The organism is Bacteroides sp. BFG-637 (assembly GCF_024793605.1).
Classification (GTDB): domain Bacteria; phylum Bacteroidota; class Bacteroidia; order Bacteroidales; family Bacteroidaceae; genus Bacteroides; species Bacteroides vicugnae.
This window is the reverse complement of sequence record NZ_JANUPD010000002.1, coordinates 4,639,306-4,658,582: the sequence shown is the minus strand read 5'-3', so window position 1 is coordinate 4,658,582 and position 19,277 is coordinate 4,639,306. Positions and strand designations below refer to the sequence as shown.

Here is a 19,277-nt window from a genome sequence, read left to right as displayed (position 1 = left end):
TACAAAATAACACATTTTCAGCGAAAAAGATGTTTAGTAATCGCGAAGAAATAATTTATAGCAGCGTTTTATGAGAGCTAAAGCTATGCTTTGTCTGTTGCAAAGCATAGCTCTATTATATTCTTCTTAATTGTCCCGGATTATACTCCGATATATAGGAAGGAAAAAGGTCTTACCCCTATTTATTTCTTTTCTTGGGCCTTTTTTTCTGCGTTTCGCTTATTCACATAATCCTTGAACATCTGACGCCAGTTACGACCGTGCTCATTGAAATACTGTTCGCATTTGGTTTTATAAATTTCGAAGATAGCAGAGATCTGCTTCATATTCTTATAGTCAATAGCCTGTTCGCGAGCCAGCTTCAACTGTTCCAGGATGTAAGCAGTTTCCTCCTCTGTCATATTGGGCACAATGGCCTGATAACCTTTCAAGGTAAAAGCAACTTTACCTACCGTATATTTATCGAGGATTTGTTCTATCTGTTCTTCAGTCAATACTCTGCGTAACTCTTTCATTAGCCTTTCATGTACTTCTTTCGGCATAGCAGAATCTGCAATCATTTCACGGTCGAGCTTGGAAAGCGGCTTGCCTGTAAGAGGATTGATACCCTCGGGAATTGTTGTATAGGGATGCTCATTGTGCCAGTCGCGAACTTTACGAAGATGGTTATAAATAGCTGTTGCCGCAAAACCTGCCTTTTTCTCATCATCCAACTTTAAAGAAGCTACCCAGTCCATAGCTTTCTTTTCAAGAGAAGCATCTGATTTTAAATCAGCAAAGGCCTTCTTGTCAAAATAGGCGGCTACCTTGTCAAATGACCGGATTGCACCTTCGGGAAGCAAAGCTCCTTTTTCTCCAAAACTATACATAGCAGATTCCGGTTCAATGGTAACTTTGCTTTCATCTAGCATCTTTTTGTCCAACTTGAACACGTCTGCGAAGAAATCATAAACGGCATTCCGTTTGTTCGGACCAAAGTCATGTTTCTCTTTGGGGAGATGTATATTCGTTACTTTGTCTTTCGCGTTATAGAATCCATAAATTCGTTGCAAATAAGGAAATTCAAGAGTAGGAACACTAGCCGTCCAGTCGCCACCATCAGATACAACGAGTTGTGGACGAGGGGCAAAAGTAGCAGCTAGTTCCGCATTACAGGTTCCTCCCGCAGAAAGTTGAATAGGCATTCCGCTTTCACACGGACAGCCACCGTCAAAGTGAGAAGCAAGGCTCACCACGGGAGCAGAAGCAGTAAAACGGTCATCTAATACACTCAACAAAACAGTATGAGTGCCCCCGCCAGAACCACCATTCGTACCGATACGACTGGTATCAATATCCTTACGGGAAGCAAGCATAGACTCAAGAATCAACAAGCCATTCATTGCCTGAATAGTGTGCGCCGCACTACTACGATGTGCCGCACTGCCAACTTGTAAAGCCGACTCTCCCCATCCGAACAAATCATAATCCACACAAATAGCTCCCATACGTGCTAAAGTGCCCATACGTTGTTGCTGGTCCTCGCGATAACGTCCGCCACCAAAATGTCCGTTAGGACAAATAATCAACGCATGTTTTCCTTTTGATTGAGGTGTGTAGATAGAACCGCAAACATATAAGCCGGGAAGTGTTTCAAGTGCAAAATTCTGCACTGTATAGCCATCAAATTTACGTATCTTCGAAAGAATAGGTTTGGATTTAACGCATTGAGCTAGTAAAGTATCGATACCTAAACGCTGACGCACTTCTTTTTCAAAGAATCAGCACGAAGTTCAAAAGCCTGTCGATCCACATAAAGAGTATTCAGATAAGCCAGCATTTTTTCTCCGTCTGCATCCGTACGACGTGGATATTCATACGCTTTTAGCTTATACATATTTCCTTTCTGTTTGACAAATTTATAATCGAAAGGTGCCAATACATTCGTCAGGGATTCTTCTACAGAATAAGGACGAATACGAAAGTCGGCATAAGGCAGTACTTTTCCTACCGTATCAATATCATATTTCAGACGGACTCCGAAACGGTTTTGAATATCCGTCAGTACTTCATTCAAGGGACGGGCAAATTCCGTCTCGTATGTTTGTGTCTGCGCTTCAGCCGAAAGAGATGCGGCAAGAAGCATCGTAAAAAGGATTCGTTTCATTTTTAATTATTTGATTCTAAGTAAGTCATCATAAAGACACCAGGTGCAGAGCAGGATTACATTTTAATCTCTTCACCATTGACAATCACATCATCCATCGTGATACGCTCACAATTTTCGAAGATACATTTCTGTTTTCCTCCCTGAATATGAATATCACGCAAAACAATGTCAGATATCGGTGCTTCTTCCAAACCCACCATTTTGATTGGAGTCTTTACATCTGTCACAGTCATTCCACTGATATGTACGTTACGGAAGATCGGAGTGCGTTCACTCTTTGGTTCTGCAGGCATTTTACTGTATTTCAAATTCAGCACGACCGCCTCCTGTTTAATATTGCTCATAACAACGTTGCTAACGCGAATGTCTTCAACAACTCCTCCCCTTCCACGGGTTGATTTGATGCGGATTCCACGATCCGTTCCATCAAATACGCAATTGGAAATAGTCACTTTACGCACACTCCCACTCATCTCACTGCCGATAACAACGCCTCCATGACCCGAAAGCATGGTACAGTTGGTTATGGTGATATTTTCGCAAGGTACTCCCAAACGACGGGCCTGCGCATCTCTTCCGGACTTGATGGTTATGCAATCGTCCCCCACTGATATATGGCAGTCACTGATATGCACATTACGGCAGGATTCCGGATTAACCCCGTCTGTATTTGGTGAAGGGGCATTATCAATAGTTATACCCTTTATTGTTACATTATCGCAAAATTCAGGATTCACCGTCCAGAAAGGAGAATTGATAATTTTCACTCCTTCAATCTTTACTTTCTTACAACGGACGGGCTGGATAAACGGAGGACGGAAAAAGCGACGCTGCAACGTAGTTACATAATCCTTATTCGTTTCAGCATAAATCGCTGTCGTATCGTTTGCTGCATCCCACATCGGCTGATATTTATTCATATCACGCATGCCGTTATCTTTCAAATCAATCATGACACGAAAGAATTCCATCCACCATTTCTTTCCCTGTCCGTCCAAAGTTCCTTCTCCTTTGATGGTAATATTCTCGGCATCTACCGCATAGATCAAAGGCTGGAAACTTTTCATCATCACTCCTTCGTGACGAACCTCTACAAAAGGAAGATAGTCATCGAAGTTGTCAGAAAAAAGCAAAGTAGCTCCGGCTTCCAACTCCAGTGTAATGTTGCTTTTCAGATGAATACTTCCTGTCAGGTAAGTCCCGGCAGGAAAGAAAAGAGTACCTCCGCCACCACGGTTCAAACGATCAATCGTTGAATTGATTAGCTTTGTATTAAGAGCCTTACCATTTGCTTTTGCACCGGCCTTCAACATATCCACACGCTCGGCACGAAGAACTGTGGTTGCACAGAAGCAAAGAAAGACGAGAAGAATTGTCCGTAAATTCATAATCGATATTATTAAATTATATTTCATCATTGCCTTCTAAAAAATCATGAATACATTGTTTTTTTAATTCTACAAATATATGCAAAAGGTTCTTTCATTTTGCACAAACCAATTGATATGTTCCACTCTGTATCTCTTTGGGTTCTTTTTCTCCCGGAAGATAAACAACAGCCGTAGTATTCACCGGAACAGATATGTTTAAAGTGAAAGTTCCATTCTGGCTAGTCCAATCCACAACAATAGTACCATATAAAGTTTCATACGATGCTTTGACATATTTCAAATCTCCTACAGGCTGGGGAGCGATGATAAACTTTTGATAAGTAGTAGATGGACGAATACCGACCAGTGAATTAAAGAACCATTCATCAATCTGTCCCATCATAAAATGATTCCAGGAAGAACCTTGGCGGGGATCCCATTGCTCGGTTAAGGTTGTTGCACCGAATTTCAACTGGAAGCCATATCCGGGAGCTTCTTCGTGGTTGAACATCTTATAAATAAGTTCGTGCTGACCATTACGCGCCAGTGTCTGAATCAGATAGCGGTTACCCACATCACCGGTCGTTAAGCGATTGCCATGTGCTTCCACATCTTTAATCAGATTCATAAGTACTTTCTCATCCAACTTTGCATCCGGTTGATAACTGCCTTGTTCATCTGAATCCTGCGTCATCTGGAGGAATAACGGAAGTGCATTACTACATTGGCTCCCTGTACCATACTGTGCTGTCTCTTTATTGAGAAAACATTTATTAAATGCGGCAAGTATTTCATGTGCCAAAGAAGTATAATAATGAATGTCAAAGTCATTGCCAACCATTTTCGCAGCTTTTATTAAATACATTACTGTCATATAATAATGTGCGGTAGCCACCAGGGGAACCGGTGTGTTCCTAGAGAATCCGGCACGAAAATCTCCATAATCATACCAATCTCCCAAGCCGAAAGAAAGAATACCCATCTCTGCACGAGTCTTCAAATAATCCACATAACGGCGCATATTCGGATAATATCTCCTAATCAACGAGTCATCTCCATACGTCTCATAGTACATAAATGGGAAAATAACCAGAGAACCACCCCATTCCGGAGATTCGGCAAAAGCATCCATACCCGGACCTTCAAAAACCACGTATTCCGGAGCAGTTGTCGGCATGGCACCGTTGGCATGTTGCGCATCTGCCATATTCTGCATAATCTGCGGAGCATAAGCTGTCAAATCATAGTTGTATAATAACCCAGGACCATTCAGATGCACCTGTTCCAGCCAGCCTAGTTTTTCACGATGCGGACAATCTGTAAACACAGACTGCATATTGCTACGCACTGCTTTTTCGATCAATCGATGGGCAGCATTAAATATCCGGTTGGATGATTCGAAAGTGGAAACTTTCTTAGCCGAATTAAATACGAAACAGGATTGAATATTCTTCAACACAGGCAACTTCTGCGGATTCTTTTGTCCTTTTAAGACAGCCCCCTCGACTTGAATATATCTAAAACCGTAATAAGAGAAACGAGGATGCCAGGTTTCGTCACCTTCACCTTTCAGTGTATATTCATAATAGTGTTGACGTCCCGTCTGTCGCTGATTACAGGCACCTTCATCCATCAATGCTTCGGCTACGAGCAGAGTCACTTTCTGTCCACGTTTACCACGTACTGTTATTTCCGGAAAGCCAGCCAGATTTTGCCCCATATCCAACACGAAAGCAGAAGGATCGACAGTTCTTTTAGTCGATTTAGAAGCTGAAGCAACCTGTTCCGCATTTAGTTTGGTTACCTTTTGAATATCATATCGTTCCATGATTTTCACTGGAGGAGCCATCTGTGGACGTAGTATTCCTTTAGGAGCTTCCTGTATAACTACCGGACGCCAATGACTATCATCAAAGCCAACCTGATTCCATCCTTTTTGCTCACGACGTGCATCATAATCCTCACCTCCATATATGCAATTGAAGGTCACCGGACTAAAATCATATTTCCAGTCATTGTCAGAACGGAGTGTAGTAGATGTTCCGTCTTCGTAATTAATAACCAGTTCAAATAAAAGTGTAGGAGGCCCAAAACTTATCTGTAATTTGCGATAACGTCCTCCCTGCACATTATAGAATCCATTCCCCAATAAGATTCCCACAACATTCTCACCATGCCGTAATTGTTCCGTTACATCATATGTGTTATAGTAAACAGTTTTATCATAATCACTCCACAGCGGAGCAAATTCACTGTTGCCCACTTTCTTGCCATTCAAAGAAAATTCATAGAATCCCAAGCCACAAACGTATGCGGTTGCCTCTACTATTTTCTTGCTTGATTGACGGTTTGTATTCCCTTCTGCCTTATCTCCCACCTGGAATGTTCTTCGCAAACAAATACTTTTCTTTGCTAAAGTATCCACTGCTTCCCAAGCTGCCTTTACCTCCGGTTTCTTCAACTCTCCACCGTGAAACTTGCGTCCTTCCGGTAAATGAGCATTCTGACGAGTGATAGCTCCAATCCATTTTCCTTCGGAAAGTCTTGAGGAAGCAGAGCGGAACTGTGCTTCACGGCTCCATTCAGAGGGTGCATCTGTCTCATCCCAAACACGAACACGCCAACTATAATTGAACGGATTATCAGGACGTATATCTGCCCCTTTTATAGAAACCAGCTGGCTCTGCGAAGAATAGACTTTTCCACTATTCCAAATTTGACGTCCTGTAAAAGCTTCCCAAATGTCAATCTCATAAGCGGATTGTCGCGTTCCATTTTCCGGCGATTCCATCACCCATCCCAAACGAGGTGCCCCCTCAACTACAACCAAACCTTCCTGCATTTCACAAGTAAGACGGCTGATTGTTATATTCTTCGCCTGCATGAAACATGGCAGACAAAGCAGTATTAAAAGAAAATAATTTCTAAAATTCATCTTTCATATATCTTTATTTGATAAACGATAAATCCGTGCCTAAAATTTATCATTCAAGAACATTTGCACAAACGATTCTTGTCAATGTATCTGCATGACCGACTTCTTTACCATCCACAAAAATGCGTAAGCCTTTTCCACAATAATAACGATCGCCGTTCTTATCCCAAAGAATCGTCAGATTATGACCGTGATATAGTACATTATCCAAGCAGAACCAATCCCATTTGTCGGCAGGGATCAATGGATTTACTTCAATTGTATTATCCAGACGCGGACGAAGTCCAATCAGCCCTGTAATCATCAGATCGTTGAAAGTAGAATGATTATAGTAACGGCTACGTTCCTGATCCCCTTTCAACCAATAACCGGTCACTTCATCCAGATATTCGCCAATGTAAGGACGACCACGATGATACTGTGATTCCACATACAATTCCATCTGACGGAAATATACACTGTCAGACAATACGGTCTGCGGATAATTATTCATAAAGTTAGCCATTGCTGTCAATGTCTGTGCAGAAGCAAACGGCCAGATAGCTCCGTCCCACTCACACTTACCCACTCCACGTGTACGGAATTCCGGATGACGACGTTCTGCAGTAGTTAATCCGTAAGGAGCAGAGAAACCTTTTTCATCCAGAATCTCTTTCCAGGCAACTTCATATTTCTTTGTCGTATCCGGCAGGTTGAAATACCAGGGAATATATCCGATTGCTTCACGGACATTTGCTGAAGAGTCTGTACGCATCGTTTCAAAAAACTGGTGACGGGTATTCCACAACTCATTTTCTACCAGATTTCTTAACGTGTCTGCTCTCATACCATATTTCATAGCCATCCCCTCGTCACCGGAAAGAATTCCCATACATGAAAGTGCTTTGGCATTGCCATACATATAACTATTGATTGTCGGGCGGGCATATTTTTTCTTCCGTCCACCACTGATAGATTCCTCCATACCATCCTGTACATCCCCCTGCCAGTACAATCCATTCTTCAAACGGTTCGTACGTTCCCAACGTTGATATTCAGTTTCCAGATCTTTTTTCATATCCAGCATAAAATCTTTATCCCCATCTACCATATAACGGGCCAATACAGCATCCGCATTCCATGAGCTGAACTTATCCATTTTCTTCATCGGACCGCCGTCATTGCCACGATACCATGTATGAATAATCTGATCCAGATATTTCGGGTCACGTAACCAACGGCTCTCATAAATATGATGTCCGATCGCACAAGCGATCAGGTTATATTTATCAGAATAGGAACGCTGAACGAGGAACTCCGTCATACCATATCCCACAGGAGTTTCTTTGATATGCTTACGCAATGACCACCAACGATAATAATACATCTCTTCAAAGTTATGTTGCGGACATTCAAACAAAGGAATATTTTCCTCCATCCATTCCGAGGCTTTTGCATTAGGAATTGCCTGAACGATGTTCTCATCTTCCATACTGTTGAAATAGTCGGCATAATGACTGAAGTCGGCATACTTTAAGAAAGCAGAAGACGCGTCTTTATCTGTAGAAGATGTTTTCACATTGGCAATACCATATTCTGTCAATGAGTCTTGTGCACCTGCATTTGGCAGATCATAAGTCTGATCGGCAGGAGTATCTACAGTCGGGAATGTACGAGGCGTACCAGTACGGAATACGATCCGTTCAATAGCAGCCACAGGTGCGTAGAACATACGCAGCCCTACTCTTTTACCATCTACATATACTTGAATATTACGATCGGCAGTAGAAAGGACCGCTTCTACATGATAAACCTTTCCTGCTTCATATTTCATCATGTTGGCAAACCGCGAGCCACCTTTCATTCGGAAAATTCCATTATCAGTAAGTTCCATACGGGAACATGCTATTCCGTTCTCATCCAGGAATTCAATCTGAAGGATGCCTTTATCATTTTGCCCGGCTTGCAAATCGAATGAGACTTTCAACTCTTTAGAAGCCGGTATTTTACGTTCCACTTTAGCATAATCAAACGGGTCTTTATCTTGCAGTTTCAGCCATTGACCTTCCAGAGAAACCGGAGCCCAAACCGGAGAATAAATATTCCAGTCAGTCAGTTCTGCAATTGATTTATTGTTTGAGAAATCATCGTCCGCATGTGCTGAAGCATTTATCTCTACCGGAACAGGAATGCGGGAAATCCACATATCTTCCTTATTCACACTGTAAGAAACCCATAAATCACCATCTGCAGGTATTCCATTACCTTCCTGAATACCACGTGGATATTGGGGACCGTATGATTTATAATTTCCTCCATAGCGCATGGGAGTGATTTCACCATGTACCAAATTTAATGTCTTATATTCCAATCCATCTTTACTCAAAGAGATGGCTAGCGGCCAACGAAATTCCGACGGATTATATACGGTAGCATACGTTCCGTCACTTAGACGTTGTCCCCAGATTTTTGCATTGCTATTGACAAAACCTTTTGCACGAAGCACCGGTTCCGCCCAGGTATGTCCGCCATCCTCACTGATAGAAGTAAGTGCGTGTTTCCAAAGACTGGCAATACGTCCATCCGGCAATGTATAGCAATTGAATGCTTTATATCCTTTCTTCAGCGGAATGATAGGATCTTCACGGTCAGCTTCTTCCACCCACTGCATCATATACAGCGGATTATCAAGAATTTCCTGACAAGCTTTTACAAGCTCACGATCCTTACTTTTTTTAAAATATGGATAATCGGTATTCTTTTCATTAAATCCATGATTATAATAAATGAAATAGATCGGTCCGAAAGAGCCGTCTTTCTTTATTTCACGAACTACGCGGCCAATACCGTTTCCATCATTGGGGTCATCCTTTTTATCCAAAGCAACTCCATAATTCCCCATTGTAATCAGTTTGCCGGATTTAGAGACATAAAATCCAACACGTTGGTGCATAATGGCAATCAGATCTTTGGCCTGCACACCCGGACGAGACTCTTTGGTATATCCATCGGGCACTTTATAAGGAGGAAATACAATTTCCGGATTCGTCCAGTGATATCCATCCTTCGAAGTCATCAGAAAAGTCTGTGAAGGCGGTACGTGCTCATCAGAAGGATCTGCCAGATATTGATAGAAAAATTGCCCATTCCAATAAGCGAGCATCGGTTGGTGATTATAAGTCCATCCATTACCGTTCGAAGCATCCGGATGTTCGCGATTAGCACGCACCAATTGAATATTATGTACTCCGACTACCGGAGACAGTTGCCCGTCGTGATAAGCAGGATTCGATAATTCTTTTCCTGTATAATGGATTCTATCTTGTGCAAAGGCTGTAGTAGTCAACCATCCGGCAGCCAGTACAAAAAGAATTTTAGCAGAGTTGTTCATGATTTATTTCTGATTTTAAATTAGTTCCGGATTTATTTCTTTTCTTCCAGCAATGCCTTTACTACTGATTCCGGAGCTTTGAATATTGTTCCATGCTTATGCCCCACAGGGATGCTTACTTCTTCTGTTACGTCTGTAAAGTTCCGGAAATCCTTTGTACGCATAGCACCATATATTTTTTTCTTATACACATCAAAATAGATTAAATAATCATCGCCCAACTTCTCTACAGACGGTCCTTCTACAAAGGATTCTGTAAAAGGCTGTGATGCCGGCGAATAAGGTCCGGTCATAGAATCGGAAAAAGCGATTTTCAGATTGCGCTCCGGACGGGTATTATCCTTAAGCACCATGACATAGTCATTCTTCGCCCGTTTCACTATGACAGCATCAATGGTGCTGAATCCCGGGTCGTACAGAAGTTTTGCTTTCGAAACTGTCTTAAAATCTTTTGTAGTGATATAGTATAAACGATGATTGTTATTCTCTTCCTCTATCCCCTTTTCAAAACGCCCGGGGACACAAGAAGCCCATACAACCATAAACTGTTCACTCTCGTCGTCATAGAAAATCTCCGGAGCCCATACATTAATGGTAGTCGGTTCGTCTGCCATTACAGGAATCATCTGTTGCTCCGACCAATGAATCAGGTCTTTGGAATGTGCGTAACCAAATCCCAAATCGCCTTTCCAACTGGTAGTCCAGACCAAATGGTAGGTTCCATCCGGAGTGCGCACCATTGAAGGATCCCTCATTAGTTGATGCTGCCCCAATTCCGGTTTCAACCAGATTCCCGGAATACTGTCCCAATGTATTCCATCCTCACTATATAAGTATCTCAATCCCTCATCAGCCGGTTCATGAAATGAAGTGAACATATAGTAGTCTTTGTTACCTCCACAAGAAGCCAAAAACAGAAGACTTATTGCAGCTAATGTATTTCTTAACTTTTTCATTTCTATATTCTATAATTGTATCCTTTATACAGAGGAGACGATAATAAGTCTAATTTGTACTCAAATATAACAGAAGAATCATTAGATTCAAAATTTATATATGATAAAAGGGCGACTCTCCGAGCCACCCTTTCCACCATCAAACAAACTAACCATTTACAATGGGAAAGAATTTCGCTTCTTTTTATAGTATCTTATTTTTTTATTATAGAGAACCTCCACGGGCTTTTACACGTTTATACCATTCCTCACGTTCTTTCTTCAGGTCATATCCACGTTTAGCCAGATAATTATTGATACGTCCTTTGTACTTTCCGAAAGCAGCATGTTTCTTGTTCGAATTTTCGGCATCCAATGCGAATTCACGTGCCTCTATCAGCCAAGCATATATCTGGGCTTTTTCTTCTTCTTTCAAAGTCGGAATCATGTCCAGATGTGAGTCATAAGTCACTTTCACCACTCCATAAGTCATGCCATCCTTCACTGCCTCTATTTGCTTTTCATCAAGAAAGAGGGATAAATCGGCAGGAAAAGCGAAATGTGAACGGTATAATGCCGCATCTTTTTCATTTTCGGCAGCTTTCAGTGCTTCATTTTTAGCATCACCAGTCAACCCTGAATCTTTTACCTTCTTGACTTTTGCATCCCGTACTTCATAAATATCATTTAATTCGAAGTAACGATTGGCTATGATATTCCGAACGTCTTCGGCTATTTTCGCATCTGTAAGCCCAAGTTTATCAACGATCTTCTGTGACCGACCGACAATAGACTTCACATATTCAGGATCACGATTCTCTTTATTCAAGTCGACTGTCTGTGCGGACATCCAACCGGAAATAAAAAGCAATGATAGTATCAGTATCTTTTTCATTGATATTGTTTTTAAAGCAAGATGCCGAAAGAAAACTTGACCCCGGCACCTTACCTGCGATTACATTAATTTTCCTTTTTCAGCCAATGTATCGTAGTTGTTCTTCATATCTCTCCAATCTACTTTGTGCTTTGTGCTGATACCGTTGATATATTTTTCAATATTAGTATATCCGTCACCTGTACAATCCTTATTAGCATCACTCGGATCATTCGGATTCAAGCCATTGGCAATTTCCCATTCATCCGGCATACCGTCACCGTCTGTATCTACATAAGGAGTACCTTTATATTCAGGGAATCCACCCATCTGACGGATATCAGTAATAATACCCTGCTTATAAGAATCTTTAGGCAAACGACGATACTTAAATTGTCCGTCTTCACCCATTGATTTAGGAGACAGACCGGTTAGATCGCCATAAGCATCTTTCGGAAGTTTCTTTTCATAATAAGGGATGCCCGTTTTCACTTCTTCAATCACACGTTCATCTACAATATCACGACAAGGGATAGTTGCACCTGCATGTTTCAATACATAATCATAGGCATCATTTGCACCCATAATATTAATATACGGCATTTCAAACGGTTGATAGCTCCGTATGTTTTCAGTATACCCGTCAGTATTTGATTGGTCTTCAATCTGAATACCACCTTTCCAGTTGTCTGCTGTAATGGCAGGATAACCTTCCATAATGTTTCCATCAGCATAAACTCGTCCGTAGACGTGATGATCCAGTTTGCTGCGTCCTGATTCCGGCTTCAAAATACGATGTCCTACATTAGAGTCTTTCGGTGTAGCAGGTCCCGGTTTGTAGTAGTTATTAATCATATTGAACATAGCGGTATAATCACCACCATCAGAAGAACGGTGAACCCAGTTGAACACTACATTATTGACAAAGTTGAATATTCCATTCCAGCCAATAGAAGGGTTACGTCCTGCATTACTAGCCCATAGGTTACGGGCAAATGCACAGTTTTCACCTCCCAAAGTGCTACCAAATGCATGGTTGTATGTATCCAATGCTTTTGCAGAGATTGTATTCTGAATAGTCACATTTACAGTAGGAAGTTTTAAATCTTTGCTTTCATATTGACCTTCACTAGGATCATACATATGACGGTAGAAAGATATATTTTCATCCAAACCCCACGTACAAGAACAGTGGTCAATCATAATATTACCAACCGGATTTCCTCCGAAAGAGTCATCACGATGCCAAACCTTTGTTTCTCCACGGCGGAAACGCATATGGCGTACAACAACATCATGCGTATCTACCCAAAATGATTCGCCGGCAATGCAAACGCCATCACCGGGAGCTGTCTGTCCTGCAATAGTAACATAGGGAGCACGAACTATAATCGGAGACTCCAAACGGATAATACCTGCCACATTGAACACGATAATACGAGCGCCCCCTGTTTCACAAGCTTCACGGAAAGAACCGGGTCCACGATCATTCAAATTAGTCACAGTAATAACTTTACCGCCGCGACCACCGAAACTATACATACCGCCACCTTCTGCTCCAGGAAATGCCGGAATATTCGCTTGTGGCAAATCACATGGACGGCTAGCCCAAGGAATATAAGGACGTCCCTCCTTTGCTTCTTTCTGCACTATTGGCAGTGCCTTCGCCCATGCTTCATCAGAGCGCTTCCGCTCTTCAGTCATCATCTTTTTATAGTTTTCTTTGGCTTCGTCGGTTATTTGTGGGTATTGCGCCCATGCAACAGTCGGAGTCAACATTGCAGCAGCAAAAGCTGCTAATAATACATGTTTCTTCTTCATTTTTATTTGGTTTAGTGAAGTTGTTAATTCAAAAATACAATAATAAGACGAAAGAGAAAAAGATTTGTAATCAGTAGAGCAGAAATTATTATTCAAAATATGTTTTTCTACATAACTCAAATCTTTATAAAAGAATAACGTCTCTAATCCTCCTATTCAAGAGGTATTAGAAACGTTATTATATAGACAAATTGGAGATTATGAACTTATTCTGCTAATGGATCGAAAGTACCATTAGCACCACCATTGTTATAATCTGCCCAACCAATAGTTTGTGGCAATGTTTGATTAGCTTTTTGAGCTCCTTCTGCAAAACCCAGGAAATAATACCGAGGAAGGAAATTCATATATTTCGGTGTATGATCAGTAGTATATGCATCTCCCTTCTTCATTTTACGTGTTAGATAAGTATTATAAAACTCAACTAACTTATTCTGTTGACTTGAAATATCCGCCTGTCTCAAATCTAATGCATCCGGACGTGTTACATCTTTTAATGGATCTGGATTTACCCCATTTATTTCCCACGATGTACCACCAAGTCCTTTACTCTCATGAGCGCTGCTTACACGGAATTCAAGATTATCGCGACGCTGTCCATTTAGTTGTTTAAAACCTAAATAAGTACAAGTATTTCCATTCCAACCAGATGGGAGCCATGTGTCAGGTGCTCCTTCTGCTCTTTCCGCACCACCATCAAACAACATCCAACGACGTAAGTCATCAAAACGTTTACCTTCATAAGCCAACTCAATCTGACGTTCATACAAGATGGCGGCAAAACATGCAGACTGATCACTTGACAAATTGGTTTGCAGGCCAAAATTATTTGCTGATGTATATCCCACACGAGCACGTATCTTCTTCAACTGTTCAACAGCTACTCCCATTTCACCGGCACCACATGCTGCTTCCGCATAATTCAACAACACTTCAGCATAACGAATTTCCAAATATGGACTACCACTAAATTTAAAGCCGTTTGCTTGGCTAAATTTGTATCTGGCATTTGAATTTACATCTAAATCATCCGAACGTTTACGTATATAAAAACCTTTGGCATTCGTCAACAGGTTATCTGCACCATATGTATTGGAACTACTAGCTTCCTCATTATCTCTATCATTTTCATTAGCATACCAAACATAGTTCCACAAATTATACTTATCTCCTGTATAAGGATTATTATTGCTTGAGTTCTTTGGATCACCACTGAAAGCCCAACGTACTCCCGGAAAAGCAAATGTCCTATAAAAACGAGGATCACGATTAGCAAACGGAACATTTTTATCATAAACGATAGAAGATTGCTCTAATGTAGTATAAGTATTGCATGTAGAAGGTCTCTTACCATCAGCCATAGGGAACATATCAACCATCATGGCTGAAGGAGTTTTACCACCTCCTCCCATAGCATTTGATGGTCGAATACCATGTTCCCATGAATTATTTTTGCTAAAATCAGGTACTCCCCCCGTCGCTATGTCATTATACAACGTTACAAATACCGCTTCTGTATTACCATCAACCATAGAAAATACATTCGCCCAGCCTGAAGCATTCGTTCCGACATTACTTTCATTAACTAAACCATAGCCACAAGCATTTATTCTAGGTAGATCAGTCGTAATTTCATTATAAGCTTTCCTCCAGCGTTCTACGTCATTTTTACGATTAAACAGTGGACTTGCATATAACAAAAGAGCCCGTCCTTTCAATGCAAGTGCTGTACCAGAAGTAACACGTCCAAAATCGCTAGAAGGCCATCCGCCATTTTCTGTAAATGGAAGCAAGTAACTGTGCAGAACGTTCCAAGTCTCCACAAATAAAATCAATACAAGCTTTTGTCGTAGAACGAGGAACAATAGCTCCTGCCACTGGCTCCTGCACTTCCGTAATTATGGGCACTCCACCATACCACTTCACTAAATTATAGTAACACCATGCACGAAAGAAATAGACCTGTCCTAATAGTTCATTCTTTTCTTCTTCTGAAAGAGTACTATTCTCTATACCATAAATAACATCATTGCAATTACGAATACGCCCCCAAACACTTGCCTGAATATTATTACCACTATTATGGAAATAATCAGGAACCGTATTATTTCCACTTTGGCTAGTCATCGGAGCATCAGGATCTACAAATGATCCAAACCCACTGTACTCTTCTGTAGACTTAGATTGGAGATCAGCTGCTCCTGTACTGTTATATTTCCAGCTTGGTTCTAAACTCGTATTAGGCAAGCACCAAGCATATATATCATCCACACGTGCCTTTGCGCCACTAAATGTATTATATGTACTTGCATCAACATAATCGTAATTTTTTTTATCTTGTAGAAACTCATCACTACATGAAGTGAAAGTGCCTATTGCCATTAAAGCAACACTGAAAGCTATTATATTTTTTCTTTTCATCGCTATTTCTTTTTAGAATGTCACATTTACACCAATAGTAAACTTACGCAAAGTAGGATAACTACCATAAGAAGTCATTGGATCTATAAAATTATCAGGATAAGGATTATAGAAACTAAATAAATTCTGCCCCGTCACATTGAAACGACAACTTTCAATACCTATTAATCTTGTAAACTTAGATGGTATACTATATGCAAGTGTCAAACGATTCATACTAACACGAGTTCCACTCACTCTCCAATATGTAGAATTCACACTATTAACACTACCCCATCTTAAGTTTGGATATTTTGCATTGCGATTAGCTTTTACAACCACATTCCCTGACGCATCAACTACATCATTATAAACGAACATATTATCTGTGTTCCAGAAAGATGGCATATTGGTATATTCCAAATCTGTATAAGAACTCGATCCAGAGCCGACCATATTGCCGATCTTAAGTGCTGATGTTGGAATAAAACTATATCCTCCCCAACTTGCGCTTATCTGTGCAGATAAAGAAATTCCTTTCCATTCCGCACTCAAATTGGTAGTGAAACCATAAGGGTTATTTCGGTTTGATAAACGAACTTGATCATTTTCATAACTTACAACTCCATCTGGTCCGGCATAGGTTCCATCAGTCTGTTCTGCACCACGAATATCTTTATAGATCAACATACCAGGCTTTACATTATCTTTGGTCATACCCATATATGATGTAATATTATATTTAGCAAAATATTCATCAATATCTTGATAACTGCGAAACATGCCAAGACACTGCATTCCCCATGTTCCCATATCCGTACGACTTCCCTCATGAATCTTCATATAACGTTGATTGGTTTCCCAGTCCATCATAAGCACTTTATTATCCGTATACCCTGTATTAACAGACACCTTATATTTAAAATCTTTCCCTATTCTATCTCTCCAAGTCACAGACAATTCCATACCATATGTATTTAACTCTCCGTAATTAAAATTCGCTGACTGTGTTCCTACCGTACCTGGAATAGAAGCAGAATATGGAAGTAACATTTCTCGATTCCACTCATAATAACCATCAATATTGAATGACAAACGATTATTCAAGACGTTGAAGTCCAAACCAAAATTTGCCTTATATGACTTATCCCAATGTGCATTACGGTTAACAGCAGAAATCTCCTTATTAATTGTTATATGATTACCAGCATTTGTTGATGTGTTGACACCAAATATAGGTCCTTTATCTTTATCAACTGCATAATTTTGCATCCATTGCCATGCTTTCGTATTATCTCGACCTGTCAAACCAAACGAAGCACGTACTTTCAAATAGTCGACCCACTTCACACTCTTCTTAAACCATTCCTCTTGTGATATTATCCAACCAGCAGAAACGGAAGGAAAAACACCCCAATAATTTTCAGGAGCAAACTTGGTTGATGCGTCCGAACGAAGCAAGAACTCTAACAAATACTTGTCAGCATATGCATAGTTCACACGACCAATATATGATAATGTTCCAGACTCCGCACGCTTGAATTCAGTAGTAGATGCACTATTATATTGAACAAGATTGGATTGTCCATTTGTAAATTCATAAGGATTAGTAACCTGTCCTACCAAATATTCACTTTCAGCCTCCGACTTTTCAATAGAGAATAAAGCACCTATATGATGATTACCAAAGTCACGGTTATAAGTTGCCGTAAAGTTCATCTGATAATTATCGGCACGACTCATCGTACGAGATAAATAGGGATCTCCACTGGCATTATTGATAGCAGAACCATTATTAGCAAGTAAGAAATTATTTTCTCCCAGTAACTCTTCATATAGAGATTCCTGTCCTTGAACAGGTGTATATAAATGATTTCCACTTCCTGCACGTTTGGACATATAATAAAGTTCATATGATGAACCATATTGATTATTTTTTGTTGAATTGATACTCTTTGAATAAGAGAATTTCAGTTTTAATCCTTTCAGCCATTTATTCCATCCAAAATCATATTCCAAACCGGCATTAATATTCATATTCGATGTTTCTGTCCTATTATAATCCCCTGCATTCTGAAGTAGAGAAAATGAATAATTCTGTGAAGAACTTATTTGCGAATTACTAATACCATAAGGCACAATTGGAATACCATTTACTTCTTCAGGAATATAATACGGACGAACTAATAAAAGATTATAGTCTTTCTCATCATTACTACCTCCTACCTTTACATTCGGTTTGTTTTTCTTTCCATAATCACCAGAAACCTGAAGACTTGCTTTTAACCATTTACTAATCTTCACATCAACACCAGCACGATAGTTCCAACGGTTATAATCCAAATTTCCTAGATTACCATCTTGATCAAAATAAGATATTCCCCCAAAATAATTAGCTCTTTCCGAACCACCGGTCATATTAATACTATGCTTTTGTGTCAATGCTGCTTTCCAATATTTATCCAACAGGTCGTAATTCAGCCCTCTCATTGCATTCAACTCATCTGCCTGAAATAAATCATTCTGCAAATTAATAGATACGTCAGTCGGATCAGCCGCACGCACGGCATTCCAAAGTTGACCATATTGATAAGCATTCAACATCTTAGCACGCGAAACTTCATCCACAACGCCAAAAGTTCCACTATATGAAATCTTAGGTGCACCTTGTTTACCCCTCTTTGTGGTTACCAATATAACACCATTAGCAGCACGGGCACCGTATACTGCAGCTGCAGCATCTTTCAAAACTGAAATACTCTCAATTACAGATGGGTCTAAATTATTAAATGCTGTTGCTCCCAAGTTTTCTGTCACATCACCAATCTTCACTTCTACCGGATAAATATACCCATCGATAACATATAATGGTTCTGAAGCTGTTCCACCAATATCTGATAAAACATCATTCTGACGAATGTTAATCCGTGCATTTTCACCAGGGCGTGCATCTCCACCACTAACACTTAGTCCATTTACCATACCACTCAATGTACTTGCCAAGTTACCAGAAGCAAGGTCCTGAATATCATCCATTGGCACAGTAGCAATGGCTCCTGTTAAATGCGCTTTTTTCTGTGTACCATAACCGACTACCACTACCTCATCCAACTGTTGAGTATCTTCTTTCAGTTCAATCTTAGTCTGCTTAAAATCTGATAATACCTGCGTTATATATCCTATATAAGATATTTCAACCTGTTTCCCTGATGGAACAACTACCATAAATTTACCATCCAAATCAGTTATTGTTCCAGTAGCTGTTCCTACCACTTTCACAGAAGCCCCAATGATAGGTTCTCCCGTCGTATCTACTACTACCCCCTTGAATGTCATGTTTTTCTGGGCCAAAGCAGGTAAAGCTATCACAAAAACCAGAAATATGCCAAGACACAATTTGATTATGTTATTATGTTTCATTAT

General features: G+C 40.3%; 7 protein-coding genes and 2 pseudogenes. All 9 read right to left on the bottom strand.

The features are described 5' to 3' along the window. Nucleotides 1-182 precede the first annotated feature (182 nt). Nucleotides 183-2,146: pseudogene (locus NXX38_RS18080) on the bottom strand (DUF3826 domain-containing protein). A 56-nt stretch (nt 2,147-2,202) separates the two neighbouring features. Then, entirely contained in the window at nt 2,203-3,537 is a 1,335-nt protein-coding gene (locus tag NXX38_RS18075) for a glycoside hydrolase family 28 protein (RefSeq protein WP_258980535.1), read from the bottom strand. 94 nt (nt 3,538-3,631) lie between these two features. After that, nucleotides 3,632-6,454 (bottom strand): glycoside hydrolase family 78 protein, encoded by a 2,823-nt coding sequence (locus NXX38_RS18070; RefSeq protein WP_258980533.1) that lies wholly within the window; start codon nt 6,452-6,454, stop codon nt 3,632-3,634. Nucleotides 6,455-6,503: 49 nt separating this feature from the next. After that, on the bottom strand, nt 6,504-9,824 hold the full coding sequence (locus NXX38_RS18065) for an MGH1-like glycoside hydrolase domain-containing protein (protein WP_258980531.1): 3,321 nt from the start codon (nt 9,822-9,824) through the stop codon (nt 6,504-6,506). 32 nt (nt 9,825-9,856) lie between these two features. Next, nucleotides 9,857-10,780: a glycoside hydrolase family 43 protein gene (locus tag NXX38_RS18060; RefSeq protein WP_167511862.1), complete on the bottom strand. Its 924-nt coding sequence runs from the start codon at nt 10,778-10,780 to the stop codon at nt 9,857-9,859. A 205-nt stretch (nt 10,781-10,985) separates the two neighbouring features. Further along, nucleotides 10,986-11,654, bottom strand: coding sequence for a DUF3826 domain-containing protein (locus tag NXX38_RS18055; protein WP_148366779.1), 669 nt, complete (start codon nt 11,652-11,654; stop codon nt 10,986-10,988). Between the two features lie 60 nt (nt 11,655-11,714). After that, entirely contained in the window at nt 11,715-13,454 is a 1,740-nt protein-coding gene (locus NXX38_RS18050; RefSeq protein ID WP_148366780.1) for a thrombospondin type 3 repeat-containing protein, read from the bottom strand. A gap of 206 nt (nt 13,455-13,660) precedes the next feature. Continuing rightward, nucleotides 13,661-15,875 (bottom strand): annotated as a pseudogene (locus NXX38_RS18045) (RagB/SusD family nutrient uptake outer membrane protein). Between the two features lie 12 nt (nt 15,876-15,887). Further along, a complete protein-coding gene (locus NXX38_RS18040; protein WP_195650373.1) occupies nt 15,888-19,274 on the bottom strand; it encodes a TonB-dependent receptor in 3,387 nt (1,128 codons plus the stop codon). Nucleotides 19,275-19,277 lie beyond the last annotated feature (3 nt).

Coding starts and splice junctions, on each gene's coding strand:
- NXX38_RS18075 (WP_258980535.1), bottom strand. CDS start 3,537: ATGAATTTACGGACAATTCTTCTCGTCTTTCTTTGCTTCTGTGCAACC.
- NXX38_RS18040 (WP_195650373.1), bottom strand. CDS start 19,274: ATGAAACATAATAACATAATCAAATTGTGTCTTGGCATATTTCTGGTT.
- NXX38_RS18060 (WP_167511862.1), bottom strand. CDS start 10,780: ATGAAAAAGTTAAGAAATACATTAGCTGCAATAAGTCTTCTGTTTTTG.
- NXX38_RS18050 (WP_148366780.1), bottom strand. CDS start 13,454: ATGAAGAAGAAACATGTATTATTAGCAGCTTTTGCTGCTGCAATGTTG.
- NXX38_RS18065 (WP_258980531.1), bottom strand. CDS start 9,824: ATGAACAACTCTGCTAAAATTCTTTTTGTACTGGCTGCCGGATGGTTG.
- NXX38_RS18055 (WP_148366779.1), bottom strand. CDS start 11,654: ATGAAAAAGATACTGATACTATCATTGCTTTTTATTTCCGGTTGGATG.
- NXX38_RS18070 (WP_258980533.1), bottom strand. CDS start 6,454: ATGAATTTTAGAAATTATTTTCTTTTAATACTGCTTTGTCTGCCATGT.